Source organism: Promicromonospora kroppenstedtii, assembly GCF_044389675.1.
GTDB classification, from domain to species: domain Bacteria; phylum Actinomycetota; class Actinomycetes; order Actinomycetales; family Cellulomonadaceae; genus Promicromonospora; species Promicromonospora kroppenstedtii.
Genome location: NZ_JBIRYI010000006.1, coordinates 62,026 through 80,953 on the forward strand (window position 1 = coordinate 62,026; position 18,928 = coordinate 80,953).

The 18,928-nt window shown below is 74.0% G+C and carries 20 protein-coding genes; 13 read left to right on the forward strand and 7 right to left on the reverse strand.

All coding sequences use genetic code 11. The features are described from left to right. Positions 1 to 5: 5 nt before the first annotated feature. From ACH47X_RS10935 to ACH47X_RS10945, 3 genes are all read right to left on the reverse strand, one after another. Positions 6 to 476: a GNAT family N-acetyltransferase gene (locus tag ACH47X_RS10935; RefSeq protein ID WP_397404109.1), complete on the reverse strand. Its 471-nt coding sequence runs from the start codon at positions 474 to 476 to the stop codon at positions 6 to 8. 107 nt (positions 477 to 583) lie between these two features. Next, entirely contained in the window at positions 584 to 1,702 is a 1,119-nt protein-coding gene (locus tag ACH47X_RS10940) for a hypothetical protein (RefSeq protein WP_397404111.1), read from the reverse strand. 1 nt (position 1,703) lies between these two features. After that, on the reverse strand, positions 1,704 to 2,333 hold the full coding sequence (locus tag ACH47X_RS10945) for an RNA polymerase sigma factor (RefSeq protein ID WP_397404113.1): 630 nt from the start codon (positions 2,331 to 2,333) through the stop codon (positions 1,704 to 1,706). A gap of 133 nt (positions 2,334 to 2,466) precedes the next feature. Between ACH47X_RS10945 and ACH47X_RS10950 the strand changes: the two genes are divergently transcribed. Genes ACH47X_RS10950 through ACH47X_RS10965 form a run of 4 tightly spaced genes read left to right on the forward strand, consistent with a single transcriptional unit; the run spans position 2,467 to position 5,869 of the window. Further along, positions 2,467 to 3,300, forward strand: coding sequence for a M15 family metallopeptidase (locus ACH47X_RS10950; RefSeq protein WP_397404115.1), 834 nt, complete (start codon positions 2,467 to 2,469; stop codon positions 3,298 to 3,300). A gap of 43 nt (positions 3,301 to 3,343) precedes the next feature. Beyond that, the gene (locus ACH47X_RS10955; RefSeq protein WP_397404117.1) at positions 3,344 to 4,195 is read left to right on the forward strand and encodes an ABC transporter ATP-binding protein; all 852 of its coding nucleotides are present in this window, start codon (positions 3,344 to 3,346) and stop codon (positions 4,193 to 4,195) included. Beyond that, on the forward strand, positions 4,195 to 4,983 hold the full coding sequence (locus ACH47X_RS10960; protein WP_397404120.1) for an ABC transporter permease: 789 nt from the start codon (positions 4,195 to 4,197) through the stop codon (positions 4,981 to 4,983). Before ACH47X_RS10955 ends, ACH47X_RS10960 begins: the two co-directional genes overlap by 1 nt. 37 nt (positions 4,984 to 5,020) lie before the next feature. Then, a complete protein-coding gene (locus ACH47X_RS10965; protein WP_397404122.1) occupies positions 5,021 to 5,869 on the forward strand; it encodes a MerR family transcriptional regulator in 849 nt (282 codons plus the stop codon). On the opposite strand, the gene ACH47X_RS10970 is transcribed toward ACH47X_RS10965, so the two are convergent. Next, positions 5,827 to 6,279 (reverse strand): DoxX family protein, encoded by a 453-nt coding sequence (locus ACH47X_RS10970; RefSeq protein WP_397404124.1) that lies wholly within the window; start codon positions 6,277 to 6,279, stop codon positions 5,827 to 5,829. The genes ACH47X_RS10965 and ACH47X_RS10970 overlap by 43 nt on opposite strands. A 121-nt stretch (positions 6,280 to 6,400) precedes the next feature. Between ACH47X_RS10970 and ACH47X_RS10975 the strand changes: the two genes are divergently transcribed. Next, positions 6,401 to 6,916: a TetR/AcrR family transcriptional regulator gene (locus tag ACH47X_RS10975; protein WP_397404126.1), complete on the forward strand. Its 516-nt coding sequence runs from the start codon at positions 6,401 to 6,403 to the stop codon at positions 6,914 to 6,916. Positions 6,917 to 7,065: 149 nt separating this feature from the next. On the opposite strand, the gene ACH47X_RS10980 is transcribed toward ACH47X_RS10975, so the two are convergent. Then, entirely contained in the window at positions 7,066 to 8,277 is a 1,212-nt protein-coding gene (locus ACH47X_RS10980) for an AraC family transcriptional regulator (protein WP_397404128.1), read from the reverse strand. 200 nt (positions 8,278 to 8,477) lie between these two features. Between ACH47X_RS10980 and ACH47X_RS10985 the strand changes: the two genes are divergently transcribed. The 6 genes from ACH47X_RS10985 to ACH47X_RS11010 all read left to right on the forward strand — a co-directional run bounded on the left by ACH47X_RS10985 (position 8,478) and on the right by ACH47X_RS11010 (position 15,692). After that, positions 8,478 to 9,236, forward strand: coding sequence for an SDR family NAD(P)-dependent oxidoreductase (locus tag ACH47X_RS10985; RefSeq protein WP_397404130.1), 759 nt, complete (start codon positions 8,478 to 8,480; stop codon positions 9,234 to 9,236). 43 nt (positions 9,237 to 9,279) lie between these two features. Continuing rightward, entirely contained in the window at positions 9,280 to 9,897 is a 618-nt protein-coding gene (locus ACH47X_RS10990) for a putative glycolipid-binding domain-containing protein (protein ID WP_397404132.1), read from the forward strand. A 160-nt stretch (positions 9,898 to 10,057) separates the two neighbouring features. Next, positions 10,058 to 10,894 carry an HAD family hydrolase gene (locus ACH47X_RS10995; RefSeq protein WP_397404134.1) on the forward strand — a complete coding sequence of 279 codons (837 nt, stop codon included), beginning with the start codon at positions 10,058 to 10,060 and terminating at the stop codon, positions 10,892 to 10,894. Positions 10,895 to 11,012: 118 nt separating this feature from the next. Then, complete coding sequence (locus tag ACH47X_RS11000; RefSeq protein ID WP_397404136.1) at positions 11,013 to 12,785, forward strand: serine/threonine-protein kinase; 1,773 nt, start codon at positions 11,013 to 11,015, stop codon at positions 12,783 to 12,785. A 34-nt stretch (positions 12,786 to 12,819) separates the two neighbouring features. Beyond that, positions 12,820 to 14,343: a serine/threonine-protein kinase gene (locus ACH47X_RS11005; protein WP_397404138.1), complete on the forward strand. Its 1,524-nt coding sequence runs from the start codon at positions 12,820 to 12,822 to the stop codon at positions 14,341 to 14,343. A gap of 53 nt (positions 14,344 to 14,396) precedes the next feature. Then, entirely contained in the window at positions 14,397 to 15,692 is a 1,296-nt protein-coding gene (locus tag ACH47X_RS11010) for a serine/threonine protein kinase (protein ID WP_397404141.1), read from the forward strand. Here ACH47X_RS11010 and ACH47X_RS11015 read toward each other — a convergent pair. Then, positions 15,689 to 16,780 (reverse strand): protein kinase family protein, encoded by a 1,092-nt coding sequence (locus tag ACH47X_RS11015; protein WP_397404143.1) that lies wholly within the window; start codon positions 16,778 to 16,780, stop codon positions 15,689 to 15,691. The genes ACH47X_RS11010 and ACH47X_RS11015 overlap by 4 nt on opposite strands. A gap of 6 nt (positions 16,781 to 16,786) precedes the next feature. Then, a complete protein-coding gene (locus ACH47X_RS11020; RefSeq protein WP_397404146.1) occupies positions 16,787 to 17,410 on the reverse strand; it encodes a TetR/AcrR family transcriptional regulator in 624 nt (207 codons plus the stop codon). A 123-nt stretch (positions 17,411 to 17,533) separates the two neighbouring features. On the opposite strand from ACH47X_RS11020, the gene ACH47X_RS11025 reads away from it, so the two are divergent. Next, positions 17,534 to 18,355: a glucose 1-dehydrogenase gene (locus ACH47X_RS11025; RefSeq protein WP_397404148.1), complete on the forward strand. Its 822-nt coding sequence runs from the start codon at positions 17,534 to 17,536 to the stop codon at positions 18,353 to 18,355. Then, positions 18,355 to 18,768, forward strand: a complete 414-nt coding sequence (locus ACH47X_RS11030; RefSeq protein ID WP_397404150.1) for a nitroreductase/quinone reductase family protein — start codon at positions 18,355 to 18,357, stop codon at positions 18,766 to 18,768. The genes ACH47X_RS11025 and ACH47X_RS11030 overlap by 1 nt, the downstream gene beginning before the upstream one ends. Positions 18,769 to 18,928 lie beyond the last annotated feature (160 nt).

Genomic DNA, 18,928 nt, shown 5'->3' on the forward strand with positions numbered 1-18,928 from the left:
AGACCTCATGCGGTGAAGCTAGCACGCGCGGGCAGCGGACGGCGCCAGGCGGCCTCGCGGTCGAGCTGGCCCGTCGAGCGGAACAGCGCAACCTGGTGCGCGTCGGGCAGGGCGGCGGCGAGCGCCTGCGTGGTCGTGGGCCCGAAGCCGAGCTTCTGCCAGAAGCCGCCCGAGCGGCGGGAGAACAGCCAGGCCTCGCGCGCCCCGGCGTCGGCGGCCCGGTCCAACGCGAAACTGGCCAGGCGTAGGCCGGACCCGGTGCCACGCAGGTCGGGGCGGACGGCGACGCTGCGCACCAGCGCGTGCTCGCCGTCGTCGCCGAGCTCGAACCCCGTGGTGGCGGTGATCGCGCCGTCCTGGTCCCGCTCCAGCCAGAGGCGGACGGCGGGCTCGGCGAGCGCCGCGACCGTCAGGTCCGCGGTGCGCAGGAACGCGGCCAGGTCGTCGAGGTCGGCAGAGGTGGCGCGGTGGAGCACGGCGGGAGCCTATCGCGGTGCGTGACGAGGTGGGCTGGGGTGGAACGGTCGGGCTCGGGTGGTGCGCTGGGGCTGGGGCTGGGGCTGGGGCTGGGGCTGGGGCTGGGTCAGGGGCGGTCGGTGGCGTACGTGGGCGACATGCTGGGCTCGTTGCACCCCGCCCAGCTGAGCTCGCTGTGCACACGGATCTGCTTGCCACCGTCGGCCTCCGCCCAGATCTCGACGTCGCTCGGTAGCCAGGTGGTGGTGTCGACGAGCAGCTCGACCCGGGTCATGACGCCGCCGCGCAGGGCGGCGTCCGTGGGGACGACCTGGATCCGGGCGACACGCTGCCCGCCTGCTCGCTCCACGTGGACGTCGTCCGTTCCGAGCCCGTCCGTTCCGATCCCGTCCGTTCCGATCTCGTAGGTGTCGGAACGGGTGTCGAGTTCTTGGGCGTCCCCGCCGTCCGGGGCAAGGCTCTGGTCGGTCCGGCCGTAGGTGCCCGTCCGATCGTTCGAGTCGTCGTACCCCGGCAGCCCGAGCACGACGGCCGCTGCCGCCGCCTGCAGCACCTCCAAGGGCTGTTGGTCCAGCGTGGTCTTGGGGACGGCGATGCCTGTCCCGTCGACGGGGTCGAAGCGCAGTGCCGAGTCGTCCCCGAGGGTCGACCGGGTCTTGACGCCGCAGCTCGCGCCGGACATCGCCTTGCCCGCGCGTGCCACGACGTCGCCAGGCGTCATCCAGACGGTGGGTGACGGCGACGGGCCCTCCTCCGGGATGACGGCGCCGGACGTGCCAGGGCCCGGGGCCGAGCCCGGCAGGGCGCCCGGTGCGAGCGCGCTGGTCAGGCTCACGGCGAGGACTGCGGCGGTCACGGCCGCGGCGCTCCATGCGAGCGCCCGGCCGCGGGGGGTCATCCTGCGGCCGGGTGTCCCGCGGTGGGTTGTCCCGTGGCGCAGAGCGGGCGGGACCTGGCCTGTCGGCGCACCGGCGTCGCGAAGCAGCACCTCGACGTTCCCGATGTCGGACGAGGTATCGGGCCAGTCATCGGGTCCGGCACCGGGCCAGGTGGCCTGTTCGGGATGGCGGGGATCGAACTCGTTCGGATCCGGTCCCGTCCCGCCGCTGCCGGTCGCGACGTCGGTCGCTCGCGCGCGGGACTGGGCGTACACCCGCCGCAGGTCCAGCTCGGGATCGGCCCCGCGCAGCGCGCGGCGGGCGCGGGTCAGCTCGTCGTCGTCCACGTCAGGCTCCTTCCTCGGTCAGGCGGGCGTACGCGGCGCGCAGGCGCCCTCGGGCGCGGTGCACCCGGTTGGCGGCGACCGCGGTGGTGCAGCCGAGCACCTGGGCCACCTCTGCCGTCGACAGCTCCGCGGCCGCCAGCAGTGCGATGACCTCGCGGTCGGCCGGGCGCAGCAGGTCCATGGCGCGACGGAGCTCGTCGAGCTCGCCGACCAGGCGGACGTCGTCCGCGCCGGCCGCGGTGGGATGGGTCCCGGCCCGGTCGACCAGCGCCGTGCGCCGGTGCTGGGCGCGTACCTGGTTGGCCAGCACGCGGCGGGCGACGGCCAGGAGCCAGGCGCGTGGGTGGTCCGGCAGCTCGCCCTTGCGCCACGCGATCGCGAAGACCTCGGCCACGACATCCTCCGCCTCGGCGGCGGGGAGCCGTGCACGGGCGTACCGGTACACACCGTGCGCGTGCGTCGCGAAGAGCTCCTCGGTGCGTTCGGGCGAGAGCGTGCCCGGGACGACGCGGTGCGGCTCGGTGTTGGTAGCCAGGGCGGTCTCCGGTGTGCCGATGGTGGTCAGGGACGGACAGCGGTCGGGGACGAACGGGGAGCGAGGGGTGGTCGGGAAAGAAGGGCGCTCGAGCACGACCGGGGTTCTCGATCGATGCTTACGAACGGTGGGTGTCCGGCGTTGTAGCGGCCATGTCATGCGGCGGTTGTGACCCGTGTCACAGTGCGTGGCTGGGATGCCGTGCCTGCCGCCGAACACCGACCGGGTTGTGACCATCTTCCTGGACCGCCGGCCCCTGCCACGTATCGCCGTCGTCATGCTCGCCGCCGTGCTCCTCCTCGCGGGGTGCGCGTCGGGCGCGGCTCGCGCGACGTACGAGACGTCGGCCTCGCCAGGACCCGAGGCGGGAGCGGAGGGTTCGGCGGCGAACGGCGTGGCTGCCGATGGTGGAACCGTTGCGGGTGCGCCTGCCGATGAGTCCGCGGATGCCCCCGCCGAGGCCGTGCCCGGCATCGACCTGGCAGCCCACTCGCCCGCGGACCCGGAGAGCCCGTGGGTGGTCGTGAACAAACGGGTGGCCGTCGACCCGGTCGACTACGAGCCGGACCTGACGACGGTCCGCGGCTACCTGGTGCGCCCCGACGTCGCTCCTGATCTCACCGCGCTCCTGTCCGCCGCCGAGGCCGACGGTGTGCACCTGACGCTCCGCAGCGCCTACCGCGGCTACTCGAAGCAGGCCTCGGTCTACGAGAGCTGGGTGGCGCAGCTCGGCAGGGCGCAGGCCGACGCGGTGTCGGCGCGGCCGGGCCACAGCGAGCACCAGACGGGCCTGGCGGTGGACGTGGGCGGCAGCAGCCGGCCGGCGTGCGACTTCGAGCCGTGCTTCGGCGACACGCTCGAGGGCCGGTGGGTCGCCGAGCACGCGGGGAGCTTCGGCTTCCTGGTCCGGTACACGCCGGAGAACAAGGCCGTGACGGGGTACGCCCCGGAGGCGTGGCACCTGCGCTGGGTCGGTCGTGACCTGGCGGGATACCTGAGCGAGACCGGCCTGAGCACGCTGGAGGAGGTGTTCGACGTGCCGGGCGGGGACTATGGCCGCTGACCGGCTTGACCTTGCCGTAGCGGCAACCTTGCACGCTGCGGTCATGACCACTTCGAACAGGGCGGCACCGAAGACACCGCCCGCATCGGCTCCCGGCACCGCGATCGCGGTGGTCGGGCTGCGCAAGTCCTTCGGGGACCACCACGTGCTCGACGGTGTGGATCTCGCCGTGCCCGCCGGCACGGTCTACGCCCTCCTGGGGCCGAACGGCGCGGGCAAGACCACCATGGTGAACATCCTGTCCACGCTGCTCACGGCCGACGCCGGCGAGGTCCGCGTGGCGGGCCACGACGTGCGCCGCGAGCCGGGCCGGGTGCGGTCGGCGATCGGCGTCACGGGGCAGTTCTCGGCGATCGACATGTTCCTGACCGGCCGCGAGAACCTCCGGCTCATGGCTGACCTGTCGCACCTCGACCGGCGGAGTGCCGCCCAGGACGTCGCGGCCCTGCTCGAGCGGTTCGACCTGGTCGAGGCCGCCGACCGTCGGGCCCTGACCTGGTCCGGCGGCATGCGGCGCCGTCTGGACCTGGCGATGACGCTCATCACCCGACCGCGCCTCATCTTCCTCGACGAGCCGACCACAGGCCTCGACCCACGCAGCCGGCGCGAGGTCTGGGACGTGGTGCGGGAACAGGTCGCCGACGGCGTCACCGTGCTCCTGACCACCCAGTACCTGGAGGAGGCGGACGCGCTGGCCGACCGGGTCGGCGTGCTCGACGCCGGCACGCTCGTGGCGGAGGGGACGCCCGGCGAGCTCAAGGCGCTCGTCCCCGGCGACGGCACCAACCTCGACGACGTCTTCCTGGCGCTCACGGGCCACACCGCGAATGCCGTCGACCCCGCCGACCCCATCGCCCCCACCGACCTCACAGAGAAGGATGCGACCGCACGATGATGCCCACCTACGTCCTCCGCGACTCGATGACCATGCTGCGCCGCAACCTGCGGCACCTGAGCCGCTACCCGTCGCTGGCGGTCATGCTGATCGCCATCCCGGTCGTGTTCCTGCTGCTGTTCGTCTACGTGTTCGGCGGCACGCTCGGCGCGGGACTCCCGGTCCACGGCGGGGGCACGCGCGCCGACTACCTCACCTACCTGGTCCCGGGGATCTGGATCATGACGGTGTCCAGCGTCGCGAACGGGACGGCGGTCGCGGTCGCCATCGACCAGACGGGCGGCATGTTCGCCCGGTTCCGGACCATGGACATCGCCCGCGTCTCGGTCCTGGCGGGGCACGTGCTCGGCGCGGTGATCCGGACCGTGCTGGCCCTGGCGGTGATGATCGTGGTCGCGGTGCTCCTCGGGTTCCGTTCCGACGCCGGCCTCGTGGGCTGGCTCGGCGCCGCCGGACTGGTGCTCCTGCTGGCGTTCTCGTTCACCTGGCTGACCGTCGCGATGGGACTGGCCGCGGGCAGCATCGAGACGGCGAGCAACACCCCGCTGGTGCTGATGGTGCTGCCGATCGTCAGCAGCGGGTTCGTGCCCACCGAGCAGATGCCCGTCGGGCTCCGGCAGTTCGCCGAGCACCAGCCGTTCACGCCGATCATCGAGACCCTGAGATCCCTGACCTCGGGTGCGCCGGTCGGGTCCGAGGGCTGGTTCGCCGTCGGGTGGTGCGTGGTGATCGGGGCGGTCGGATACCTGTGGTCCCGGCGCCAGCTCGGCAGGGTCCCGACGAGGTAGGCGTGGACGGACGAACTCGGGAGGAGACACTAGGGCGATGCTGACCATCGGCCAGGTCGCGGCGTACGCCGGCGTGACGGCGCGCACCGTCCGGCACTACCACGCCGTCGGACTGCTTCCGGAGCCCGAGCGTGACCATGCCGGGTACCGCAGGTACGGCGCGCAGGCGGTCGTGGACCTGATCCGGGTCAGGGCCCTGGCCGACGCCGGGGTCCCGCTGGCCCGGGTCCACGACCTCCTGCGGGCGGACGACGCGGAGTTCGCGGCCGCCGTCGCCGAGATCGATACCCGGCTCCGGGCGGAGATCGAGGAGCGCGAGCGGCACCGGGAGCGCATCGCCCGGCTTGCCGCCGGGGACAGCCTGGCCCTGCCGCCGGAGGGCGCTGCCTACCTCGACCGGTGGCGTGCGCTCGGCATTCCCGAGCGGGTCGTCCAGATCGAGCGCGACAGCTGGATCCTGTCGCTCGCCGCGTACTCGCGGGAGGAGGTCGCCGCCGCCATGGCGAACAAGAGCCGGTTGCTGGACGACGCCGAGTTCGTCGACGTCCTGCGCGCGATCAGCGAGGGGATCGACTGGGAGCCGGACGACCCGCGGCTGCCCGGGCTGGCCGACAAGGTGGCGGCCGTCCTCGACCGCCATGCCGAGTGGTCCGGCGACGGGCCGGGCGAGATGGAGCGCGCGCTCGTCGAGCAGTTCGACTCGATCGCGCTGGACTCCATCCCCGCGGGACGCCGGCTGGAGGCGCTGCTCGAGGACCGCGGGTGGTCGGGCTGGACCCGCCAGAAGCGGGTTGCGCCGCGGGCCGCCGGGTCCCGGCGCGGCGAGCCTCAGGCCGGTCGGCCTCAGAACGGCAGCCAGACGACGGCGGCCAGCGCGGCCAGGTAGAGCACCTGCTCCGCGAGGCGGCGTCCGACCGGGGTGGCCGGCTTGCCGTCGAACAGCACCCCGCGCCGCGCCGCGGAGATGTTGGCCGGCGTCATGGCCAGGGTCAGCAGCCCGAGGCAGATTGCGGCAACAGGCGCCGTCGCGGGCACCAGCAGGCCGACCGCGCCAGCGAGCTCCAGGACGCCCGTGCCGGCCACGAGCAGGTCCGGGCGCGGCAGGCGCGGCGGCACCATGCGGACCAGATCTCGGCGCACGTGCGGGATGAGCCGTCCGGACGCCGCGATCAGGTAGACGGCCGCGATGCCGATGCGTGTGGCGTCGTGCCAGGTGTCGAGGGCCGGGACCGCGAGGCCGACCAGGCGCGCGAGCGCCGTGATCCCGATCAGGAGGACGGGAAGGGGGACAGGCATGGCCGCTCCGATCTTGACGGTGACAAGTTCGTGCGACACCCCATCACTCGCGCTGCTATCTTGTCAATGGCAAGATCGAGTGAGCTGATCACGAGCCGCGGACGCGAGAGGACGGATCCCCATGAGCTACCACCACGGAGACCTGCGCCGGGCCATGGTCGCCGCAGCCGCGACCGCCGTCGCCGAGCGCGGACCCGCCGGCCTCAGCCTGCGCGAGCTGGCGCGGCTCGCGGGCGTGTCCCACGCGGCACCCGCGCACCACTTCGGCGACAAGGCGGGCGTGCTCACCGCCGTCGCCACGGAGGGCTTCACCCTCCTCGGCGAGGCACTGGGCCAGGCGGGGGACGACCTGCTGGCCGCGGGCGTCGCCTACGTGCGGTTCGCCGTCGGACACCCCGGGCACTTCGCCGTCATGTTCGACCGCAGCCTGCTGCACGCCGACGACGCCGACCTGCGTGCCGCCGAGCAGGCGGCCTCCACGGCGCTCGCGGACCTCGCGCCCGACGCCGACGGCGCCCGCGCCGCATGGTCCGTGGCGCACGGCTTTGCGAGCCTGTGGCTCTCGGGCGCGATCGAGGGATCCGACGTCGTCGCGGCGGCAGAGCCCGTGCTCCGCCGGCTGGTCCCGGACGGCTGAGCCGGGCTGAGCCGGGCCTGGCCGCGCGAGGCGTGCCAGGGTGTGGGCCGCCCGGACTCCGCGAACGACCATGCAGACGTTGCCGGTGCAGAAACCCGTCTGGCAGCAAGTGCATGGTCGGCCGGCGGCGGGTGTCGCGTCGCGCGTGCCTACGTCGCACCTGTCTTGGCGCCCCGCCGGGCCACCATCGCCTCCGCGCCGGACCTGGCCGGCTCCGCACCACGCCCGGCCACGACCGCATTCAGCCCGACCGCCTCCGCATTCAGCCCGACCGCCTTCGCACCAGGCCCGACCGCCATCGTGTCCGCCGCGGCCGGCGGCCACGGCGCCTGCTCGGTCGGCCGCGCGCGGTCGCGGCCCGGCGGGGCGCCGAACAGGCGGCGGTACTCGCGGTTGAACTGGGCCGCGCTCTCGTAGCCGACGTCGAACGCGACCTGCGTGACGCTCGTGTCCCGCGACGCGAGGATCTGCCGCGCCGTCGCGAGCCGGAGCTGTTTCTGGAACTGGAGCGGGCTCGAGCCGGTCACCGCGCGGAACGTGCGGTGGAACGCGGAGGCACTCAGGCCCGCGCGTCGGGCCAGGTCGTCGATGCGGACCGGCTCGGCTGCGTTGTCCCGGATCCACTGCACGACGCCGCTCACGCGCGTGAGCTTGCTGTCCGCCAGCCCGAGCTGCCGCACGGTGTCGCCCTGCGGGCCCGTGACCAGCAGCCACAGGATCTCCCGCTGCACCATCGGTCCGAGGACCGGCAGGTCGCGCGGCCGGTCCAGCAGGCGGACCAGGCGGCCGACGGCGTCCACCAGCTCCGCTGGCGCGCGGCTCGTGACCAGCGCCGGGACGACGGCGCGGTGGCCCGCGGGGCCGGTTCCCCAGGGCGCGGGGGAGCCTGCCCTCGCCGACGGCTCCGTTGCCGGCTCCGTGCGCGTCCTGGCTCCGTGCCTGGGGGCCGCAACCGATCGCCCCGATTGTGCTGTCCAGTTGGTCGCACCCGTACCCGTACCCGCACCCGCCCGTGCCCCAGCCGCCGTCTCCGCCGACAGCAGAAGCTCCGCGATCGCCGGTGCGGTCAGCGTCATGCCGAAGCCCAGTGCCGGCACCTCCTCGCTCGCGTCCGTGAACCGGCCGATCACCGGCAGGTCGATCGACGTGACCAGGTACTCGCCCGGGCCGTAGCCGACCGTCTTGGCGCCCAGCCGCAGCTCCTTGGTGCCCTGGGCGATCAGCGCGAACGTGGTGCCCGTCGTCGACGCCTCCGGGCTCCCCGGCCGGGTCTCGCGCGAGAGGAACACCCCGGGCAGGGGTTCGCTCGTCCCGGTGGGCGCCCGCCGGTCCAGCAGCTCGCGCAGCTCGTCGAGGTCCATGCCGACCACCCTCCTCCTTGGACCCTGCCCGATGCCCTATCGAGCAGGATCAGGCAAGAACCCTCCAGGATCGCCCTGTCTGTCACGCCCTGAATCGCCTTGACTGGTCGAGGAGTCAGGGCATCACGATCCCGCCTTTCGGCTTCGACCAGAAGCAGTATCCAGCAATCAGGTCACACCAACCAGATCACGAGGCAGACATGTCGATCACCATCGTCGTCGGGGCCAGCTCCGGCATCGGCCAGGCCGCCGCGATCCGCGCCGCGGAGGGCGGGTCCGGCGTCATCGTCACCTACAACGCCAACCAGGACGGCGCCCTCGAGACCGTCGCACGCATCCAGGAGGCCGGGGGTACCGCCGTCGCCCTGCCGCTCGACGTCGGCGACAGCGCCACGTTCCCCGCGTTCCGTGCCGCCGTCGAGCGGGCGCTGGCCGAGACCTGGGGCGCTCGGACCGTCACCGGCCTGGTCAACAACGCCGGGTACGGCGGCGGCACCCTCTTCGCCGACACCACCGAGAAGCAGCTCGACGACTTCTACCGCGTCATCTTCAAGGGCCCCTACCTGGTGACCCAGACCCTGCTGCCACTCATCGAGGACGGTGGCTCGATCGTCAACACCGCCAGCAGCTCGGCCGGCACGGCGGGGCTCTCGGAGGGCTACTCCGCCTACGGCTCGATGAAGGGCGCCGTCATCGTGCTGACCCGTTACCTCGCCAAGGAGCTCGGCGCGCGCGGCATCCGCGTCAACTCGGTCTCCCCGGGCCCCACGAACACCCCGTTCGCGGGCGGCGCCTTCGAGGCGTACCCCGAGATGACGGCGCAGCTCGTCGAGCGCACCGCTCTTGGGCGGCTCGGCCGCCCGGACGACGCCGGATCCGCCATCGCCTTCCTCCTGTCCGACGGCGGCCGCTGGGTCACCGCGCAGAACATCGAGGTCACCGGCGGCTTCAACCTCTGACGGGCCGGCGACCCGCCGCGGAGCCGGGCACTAGGGTCGGACCGTGCGGCTGCGCCCGATGCCTCCGGTGTCGGCCTGGACCCATACGGGGGTCCGGGCCGGCTTCGAGGTCATGTTCGCGGAGCGGACCGGCCGGGGTCACGTGCTGCTCGGGCACACCACCGCGGTCGAGGGCGAGCATGCCTGGTCGGTCGGGTACCGGATCGACGTCGACCGGCACTGGCGCACGCGCCGTGCCGAGATCGAGGCCGTCACCGCGGCGGGCGCCCTGCGCACCGTCCTCGAACGGGCCGACCTCGACACGAACCCCGACGCAGAGCCCGCCCCCGCCCCGCCGCGCTGGCTCGTCGACGGCGTGCCCGCCCCCCGGCTGGACGGCTGCCTCGACGTGGACCTCGAGTCCTCCGCGGTGACCAACACGCTGCCGGTCCACCGGCTCGACCTCTCGCCAGGCCGGACATACCAGGCACCCGCGGCATTCGTCCGCGCCGAGGACCTCGGCATCCGGCGGATCGAGCAGGACTACCGGTTCCGCGAGCGGACGCCGGACGCGCTGCTCCTGGACTACGCGTCGGCCACGTTCGACGTCGCGTGCGTGCTCACCCTCGACACCGCCGGCCTGGTGCTGGAGTACCCCGGGATCGCGGTCCGCGAGCGCTGATCCGGCCGGGTGCGTCATTCACCCGCCGCGACGTGTATCGTTTCGCCCGCCGCGGGCCTCTGACCTGGGACAAGACCCACCCTCGGGCCCGAGATGCGAGTTCCAAAATGTCCTAGTATGGGGGATGATAGGCCTCGCCACCTATCACCAGGGGAATACCGTGACCGCGACCGCCTCCGGGGCCACCGCAGCACTGCCCGACGTACCGTCGTCGACACCCGCCCTCGTCGCCTGCGACCTGGGTGGGACCCTCGTTCGTTCGGGGCGCCGGGCCACCCCCGCCGTCGTCGACGCGCTCGCGGCCGTCCGCGCCGCCGGCCACCACCTGGCGATCGCCACGGGCCGCTCCCTGTCGGTCGCGGTGCAGATGGTGCGCCTGCTCGGCATCCGCGACGGCTGGGTGGTCGCGGCCAACGGCGCCGTGACCGCGCGCCTGGACCGCAACGGCTACTCCGTGGTGCAGGTGACCCCCGTCGAGGCCGAGCCCGTGGTCCGGCTGGTGTCGAAGATCCGGCCGGACCTGCGGCTCGCGGCCGAGGTGGTCGGCACGGGCTACCGCGTCACCAAGCGGTTCCCCGACGGGCAGCTCGGCGGGCACCAGGAGGTGCTGCAGCGGGTCGGGGACATCTGGGCGCGCCCGACGCCGCGCCTCGTCGTGCACGGGCAGTGGGCCCAGCGCCTGACCCCGGCGCTGCGCGAGTCGGGTGTCACCGCGTTCCCCACCCGGGTCGACTGGGTGGACGTCACGGCGCCCGGCGTCAGCAAGGCGACCGCGCTGGAGAGCATCCGCGCCGAGCTGGGGGTCGTGCCGTCGCGCACCGTGGCGATCGGTGACGGCGAGAACGACCTGGAGCTGCTCTCGTGGGCGGGCGTGTCGATCGCCATGGGCCATGCGCCGGACGCCGTCCGTGCGGTCGCCCATCAGGTCACGAGCAGCGTCGAGCGGGACGGCGCGGCGGCGGCCCTGTACGACGCGCTCCTGCTGCCGGCCGCCTGACCTGCCTGGACGGCACGGCGCCCATTGATTGAACCAAAACGTTAGGCCCTCTACCATCAGGCCAGCAGTCCGGCGCGGAAGCCGGTTCGGGGCGGTCGGATGAGAAGTCGGGGGCACAGTGCCAATCGCAGCGCTCAGCGGTGAGGATCCGCGCGAGGTCGGGCCGTACGTGATCGAGGGCCGGCTCGGGTCCGGCGGGATGGGCAGCGTCTACCTGGGCCGTCCGCGGACCGGGCGGCCCGTCGCGGTCAAGCTGATCCACCCGGACCTGGCGGGCGACGCCGAGTTCCGCACCAGATTCCGGCGCGAGGTGGCCGCGGCCCGTCGGGTGGGTGGGTTCTGGGCGGCCCAGGTGGTCGACGCCGACCCCGACGCCGAGCGCCCCTGGATGGCCACCGCCTACGTGGCGGGGCCCTCGCTCGCCGACGCCGTGGGTCAGGAGGGCGCGCTGCCCCTGTCCGTGGTCCGCACCCTGGGCGCCACGCTCGCCGAGGGGCTGGGCGCGATCCACGACCAGGGCCTGGTGCACCGCGACCTCAAGCCGTCCAACATCCTGCTCGCGGACGACGGCCCACGTGTCGTCGACTTCGGCATCGCCCAGGAGCGCGACGCGACGTCGCTGACGCACCAGGGCTCGATCGGCACGGCGCCCTACATGTCGCCCGAGCAGGTGCGTGGCCTGGACGTGACGCCGGCGTCCGACGTCTTCTCGCTGGGCTCGGTGCTCGTGTTCGCCTGCACGGGCCGCAGCCCGTTCGGTGGCGGCGCCGCCGAGGACGTCGCCCGTCGTGTCGTGCGGGACGAGCCAGACCTGGCCGGCGTGCCGTCGGGCCTGCGCGGGCTGGTCGAGGCCTGCCTCGCGAAGGAGCCGGCCGCCCGCCCCGCGCCGTCGGACGTCGTGGACCGGCTCGCGAGTGCCACGGGTGGCGGGTGGGAGCTGCCGGCCGGCGTCGTCGCGATGATCGCCGAGCGCGCCGCCGAGGTCGGTGGGGCCGAGGCGGGGGTGGTGTCGGTGTCGCCGCACGACCCCGCGGCGACGGAGCGGATCGTGGCGCCCGGCACGAGCAGGGTCCCGACGGGCAGGACACCGGCGGGCACGCCGACGGCCGCGGCGCCGGTGGGCGCGGGCGTGGTGGGCGCCGGTGCGTCCGGCGCAGGGCGCCGCGCCTGGTGGCGCTCCCCGGCGGCGTTGTGGACCGGTGTCGGCGTGGCGGCCGTCGTGGTCGGCGTCGCGGGCGCGCTGGCGGTCACCCGTGGGTTCGGCGGCGGGAGCGGGGGAGACGCCGACCTCGTCCCGGCACCGTCGTCGGTCGGCAACATGCAGCTCACCGTGCCGGACGAGACGCACGAGGTCACGCTCGAGGTGACCGCCACGGGCAAGGACGCGGGCAGGATCCCGGTCGGGATGCGGTACGACGGGCGCCTCGGCCCGGCCGGTCTGGCGGACTCGTTCCGCAGCGGCGAGGGCATCATGGAGACGGATCTCGACAAGATGTACACCGAGGTCGAGGTCCCGTGGAGCAAGACGATCACGGCGCAGGGCACGGTCGACGGTGCCAACATCACCCTGTCCGCCGAGGCGGGCTGGCAGGACCGGGCCGAGATGACCCTCGGGGACACCGACATCGCGGTCTCCTGCCGGATCCTGATCGACGGCGAGGTGGTCGTCGAGAAGGCGGGGCAGGTCAACGTGGGCTGCATGCTGCTGCCCGACGAGCTGCAGGCGATGGTCGACGAGATGCAGGAGGGGTACGCCGAGCAGAGTGCGGAGCAGCAGAAGGAGTACCAGGAGCAGATGGACAAGCTCCCCGAGCCCGGCACCCCGGAGTACGAGGAGTACCTGCGCACCTTGATGGACAAGGTCGGCGACGCCCAGAGGGGCAACGGCTGATGCCCCGGTCCACGCGCTACGCCGGGTCCCGCCCGTGATCGAGGCGCTGCGCGCGGGCGACCCCGCGCAGGCAGGCCCGTACCGTCTGCTGGGCCGGCTGGCCGCCGGCGGCATGGGCCAGGTGTACGTGGGGCGTTCCCGCGGCGGGCGCGTGGTCGCGGTCAAGGTGATCCACCCGGGCCTGGCCGGGGGTGACGAGTTCCGCGTGCGGTTCGCCCGCGAGGTGGAGGCCGCCCGGCTCGTCGGCGGCTATCACACCGCCGAGGTGGTCGACGCCGACGCCTACGCCGACCGGCCCTGGATGGCCACCGCCTACGTGCCCGGCCCGTCGCTGCACGACGCCGTCGCGCGGAACGGCGTGCTCGACGCCGAGGCGGTCCGGGCGCTCGGCGCGGGACTCGTGGGCGGCCTGGAGGCCATCCACGCCGCCGGCCTGGTGCACCGCGACCTCAAGCCGGCCAACGTGCTGCTGACGGCCGACGGCCCGCGCGTCATCGACTTCGGCATCGCGCGAGCCGTGGACGCGACGTCCGTGACGACGTCGGGCGACGTGCTCGGCACCGCCGCCTACATGTCGCCGGAGCAGGTGCGCGGACGGGAGGCCGAGCCGCCGTCGGACGTGTTCGCCCTGGGCTGCGTGCTGTTCTTCGCCGCGACGGGGCGCTCGCCCTTCGGGGGCGGCCCCACCGAGGCGATCGTGTACCGCGTGGTGCACGAGGACGCCGACCTGGGCGCGGTGCCGCCGGAGCTGCGGGGCCTGGTCGGGGACTGCCTCGCCAAGGACGCGGCGGACCGACCGACGACGGCGGAGGTGCTCGACGGGTTGCGCCCGGCGTCCGGTGCCGTGGCGCCGTGGCGGCTGCCGTCCGGCGTCGGACCGATGGTCGCCGAGCGTGCGCGGGAGCTGGGGGAGCTGCAGGCACGTGAGGTGCCCGCGGACACCGAGGTGGTCCGGGCCCCGGTCCCGGAGGGCGTCCGGGACGACGTCGGCCCGGCGCCGGGCGAAAGTTCCGGGGGAGGCGGCCGGGCCGGGGAGGAGGGGGCGTCCGCGGGAGCGGGCCGCCGCCCGGGTCGCCGGTGGATCGCGGCGGCCGCGACCGGGGCCGCCGTGGTGACCGCCGGTGTCTGGTGGACCGTCGCGCAGAGCGGTGTCCCGGCCGACGCCATGGAGAGCGGGACGTACAGCCTGAGCGGCGAGCGGCTCGGATCCGGGCCCGTGGACGCGCCGCACAGCGTGGAGCTCCAGATCACGACCCCGCGCCCCGGGGAGGTCGTGACCGTCACCTACAACGCCCTGGTGGTCGACTCCGACGACGGCGGCACGCAGCAGGGGCAGCAGGGCAACGGCAAGGGGTTCAAGGTCGTGACGCCCTGGACGGGGACCCTGCCTGTCGACTCGCAGCTGCAGACCCTCGCCCTGACCGCGCAGGGCGACGTCGAGGACATCACCTGCCGCATCGCCCTCGACGGCGCGCCCGCCGCCGAGGGCACCGAGTCATACACCTCGACCTGCGGGGTGCCCGTCGACATGTCGACCGTCCTGGACGGGCTGTTCTGACCGCAGACCTTGCCGGGCCGGGCCGATGCCGAACCACCGAGAGGACACCGAGCATGGAGCTGGAACCCCTGGGCGAACGTGACCCCCGGCAGCTGGGTCCCTACCACCTGCGCGGCCGCCTCCGGGCCGGCCGCGCCGGCATCGCCTACCTCGGCCGCTCGCCCGACGGGCTGTTCGCCGAGGTGACCGTGGTCAGCGAGCAGATCGCCTGGGACCCCAAGGTGCTCGCCCTCCTGTCCGACGCCGCCGACGCGGCCCGCCGGCTGCGCGCCCCGCACCTGCAGCGCGTCCGCGCCGCCGACCTGGGCGAGCGCACGCCCTGGACGGCCGCCGACTTCCTGCCCGGACCGTCGCTGCGCGAGGCCGTGGAGGACCACGGGCCGCTGCAGCCCGCCGCCGTCCGGAGCCTGGCCACCGCACTCGCGGACGCCCTCGACGCCGTGCACGCCGCCGGGCACGTGCACCGCGGCCTCGACCCGTCCACCGTGGTCCTCACCGCCGACGGCGCCGTCGTGACCGGGCTCGGCGTGGCCCGCGCCCTGGAAGCGGCCACGGTGACGCTCCCGCGCCTGGTGCCGGACGCCGTGGCCTACCTGGCGCCCGAGGTGGCGCGCGGCCTGGAGCCCGGGTCGCCCGCCGACGTCTTCGGCCTGGGGGCCGTGCTGACCTACGCCGCGACCGGGCACGGGCCGTTCGGGTCCGGGGCCTCGGCCGAGCTCGCGCGCAGGGTGCGCGACGACGAGCCCGACCTCGCGGGGCTGCCCGACGACCTGGTCGAGGTCGTCACCGCGTGCGTCCGCGCCGACCCGGGCCGCCGGCCCACACTGGCGGCGGTGCGGCGTCGGCTGGCGGCCGGGCCGGCGGGCTCGTGGGTGTTTCCGGACGGGCTGACGGGCGCGTTCGCGCAGTGGGCAGTGCTGGGACGCGGCCGGTCGGCGCCGCTGCCGCCCGCGATCCCCGCGGAGCCGACGGCGCCGCTGGCTCCCCAGGGCGGGCCGGGCCCGGGCTCGGGGACGGCCGCTACCCGGAAGCTGGACGTCGCGTTCGACGATCCCGGTACGGGCGGTGTCGACGACACCGAGAACGTGGGCGGACCGCCCACCGCGCCGGCCGGTGCCTCGTCCACCGGCGCGGGGCCCGCCGGTACGCCTACCAGTTCCGGGACCGGGGCTCCGGCCACACCGCCGCAGCCGGTGTCGATCCTGCCCAGGACCGCCGGCGACGACCACGGCTCCGGCGCGGGCCGGGGCGCCGGTCCGGGCGGTTCGCGCTTCTCCCCGCTGCTCCTGGTCGCCGTCGGCGTCGCGGTGGCCGCCCTCGTGTTCGCGGCGGTCACGGTCTGGCTCTAGGGCCGACCGCCGTCTCCCCGGGCGAGGCGGCCGAGCGCCGCGAGCGGGTACGGCGTCGTCCGGCTCTCCTGCTGGAACCGGCGATGGAAGTCGCCCACCACCGCGGCGACCGGCGCGTCGCGGAGCAGCAGCTCCGCGACGGCAGCCGGAACGTCCCTCGGGGCCACCCCCTTGGCGCAGTCCCGCACGAACGCCCGGCGTTCGTCGGGTCCGTACTCGTACACCGCGACGGCCAGCCAGTTCACCAGGTACGCCGCGGCATAGTCCCGGTCGTAGCCCTCGTGCTCGGCGAGGAAGACGGCCTCGTCCGGCGTCAGGTCGAAGCCGGAGGAGATCGCGAGACCGTAGTCAGCGAAGAACAGCCGATCGCCGTCCGTGAGGACGTTCTGGAAGTGGACGTCGAGGTGCAGCAGGCCGCGGGCGTTCATGAACGCGACGCCGGCCGCCAGCTCGGCGTCCACCATCGCGCACGCCTCCTCGGCGGCCTCGCCACCGACCCTGATCTGCTCGTCCAGCCAGGTGTGCAAGGTCTGCGGCACGTACTCCAGGAACAGCACGATGCTCGCCGAGGACTGCTCCAGGGCCTCGATCCGATCCCGGATCTGCGGGCCGCCGCCCCAGTAGGCGACGGCCCGTTCGACGTCGGCCAGCTCCTCGGGGAGCGGGTGGCCGCCGTCGGGCAGCACCCGCCAGTGGTACATCAGGGGGAAACCCTCGTGCTCGCCCGCGAGCACCCAGTCCGTCGTCAGGGCGTGTGCGGCCAGCTCCCGCCAGGCGCCGAACCCCGGTCCGCCGATGCTGCCGACGCCGAAGTGGCAGAAGTCCGGCAGGTCGAACAGGTTGGCCGTGGAGCCGGCGTGCTCCGGCAGCCGCTCGAGGTCGGTCAGGCGCACCTGCTTGACGAAGACCGGGGTGCCTTCGACCTCCAGCAGCCGGGTCGCCCCGCCGATGCCGGAACCGATCGGGGTGGCGGCGTCCAGCAGCTCGCGCAGCGCGCTGTCGCCGGTCCGCGACAGAGCCGCTGAGACGGCGGCGTGGGCCGCGAGGCGCGGGGCGCGGGACATGGCGGTCGACGGGTCGGTGGCCACGGGCCGTCAGCGGGTGCCGTAGCGGGCGACCATCGTGGTCACGGCGTCGTCGACGGCGCGGGCCGTCTCGGCGGCGTTCGGGTCCCAGCCGACGACGGTCAGGCGCGGCCAGAACGTGAAGTTCGAGATCATGCCCATGAACTGGGTGGTGGCGGCCACGGGGTCGGCGACGCGCGCGGTCCCGGCATCGTGCTCGGCCGCGAGATAGCGCCGCACCGCGTCGAAGAACGGCATCTTGCCGGCGTCGAAGTGGGTCGCGGCGAGCCCCGGGAAGCGCGGCATCTCGGCGATGACGATGCGGTACAGGCCCACCATCTCGGGGCGGGACATCAGCGCGGCGTACCGGCGGCCGTACTCCGCCAGCCCGCGGGCGAGGTCGCCGGGTGCCGGCTCGGGGCGCTCGTCGTCGCCGGCGTTCCAGTGCTCCTTGACCATCGCCTCGAACAGGCTGGCCTTGGTGGGGAACTGCTTGAACAGCGTGGCCTTGGACACCTCCGCGACCTCGGCGACCCGGGCCAGCGAGGTGCCGGCGTAGCCGCCCCCCAGGAACAGGCTGGTGGCGGCGGCGATGATCGCCGCGCGCTTCTGCTCCGCGAGCTGCTGGTGGTACGTCCCGGTGCCGGTCGCCATGGGCCCATCATGCCTCAGGCTGTGAGGTGAGTCGCTTGACTCACCTCTCCGGCGCTGCCTACCCTGGCCGAGACATGAGTCGAACGACTCACAACTAGACTCCCGACATGAAGGGCTCCGGCCGTGCAGCGATTCGAGGACAGGACAGTGGTCGTCACCGGCGCAGGGGGCGGCATGGGCGTCAGCCACGTGCGCGCCTTCCACGCCGAGGGGGCCAACGTGGTGATCGCGGACCGCGATGTCGAGCGGGGTGCGGCGCTCGCCGCCGAGCTGGGGGAGCGGGCCCTGCACGTGGCGCTCGACATCACCAGCGAGGCGCAGTGGGCCGCGGCGGTCACATCGGTGGAGGAGCGGTTCGGCCCCGTCTCCGTGCTGGTGAACAACGCGGGGATGCAGCAGTCGGCGGCGCCGATCGAGCACATGGACGCCGAGGCCTTCCGGCGCACGCTGGAGGTCAACGTGACCGGCCAGTTCCTCGGCATCCGCGCGGTGACGCCGTCCATGCGGCGTGCCGGCGGGGGCGCCGTCGTCAACATCTCCTCGACCATGGGCAACGTGGGCACGGCTTGTTACGCGGCGTACACCGCCAGCAAGTGGGCGGTGCGTGGCCTGACCCGGTCCGCCGCCCTGGAGCTGGGCCGCGACGGGATCCGCGTCAACTCGGTGCACCCCGGCGTCGTCTCGACGCCGTTGGTCAACTCGCCGGTCGCCGAGGGTGAGCGGCCCATCGCGGACCTCTACTCGCCCGAGCCCTTCGCCGTGCCGCGGCTGGGTGAGCCGGCCGAGCTCTCGCGGCTCGTGCTCTTCCTGAGCTCCGCGGAAGCCGCGTTCGCCACGGGCTCGGAGTACGTGCTCGACGGCGGCCTGCTGCTCGGGCCGGCGCTGCGCTACGAGCCCGGGGTCGAGGCCGAGATCGGCGCTGCGAACGAGAGCGAGGCCGCGTGATGGACGACGCCGTACGCCGGGCGGTCGAGATCACCCCGGCCGCCTCGACGCGGCAGCGGATCATCGACATCACCACGACGGGACGGCGGACCGGCCTGCCCCGGCGGATCGAGATCTTCTTCTACCACGTGGCCGGTCGCACCTACCTGTGCAGCGGCACGGTCGACCGCCCGAGCTGGTACGTGAACCTGGTGGCCGAGCCGGCGCTGACCTTTCACCTCAAGCACGGCGTGCGGGCGGACCTGCGGGCCACGGCGCGCCCGATCACCGAGGAGCGGGAGCGGCGTGCGGTGCTCACCGAGATCGTCGCCGACCTGAACCAGCCCGCCAACCCGGGGCATCTGGCCCAGCCCGTGGATCTCGAGGACTGGGTGCGCGACAGCCGGCTCGTCGAGGTGACGTTCCTGGACTGAGTGGGTGCGCGCGGCCGTAGATCGGCACCTCACGCTGCGGTCGGCAGTTGGCACCGAGATCGGTCCAGGCCTGTGCCGAACCCGGTGCCAACTGCCGACTCCGTGGCGCAAATTACCGATCTCGGACGAGTGATTGGCTCACCGTGCCCGCGGCGCGATG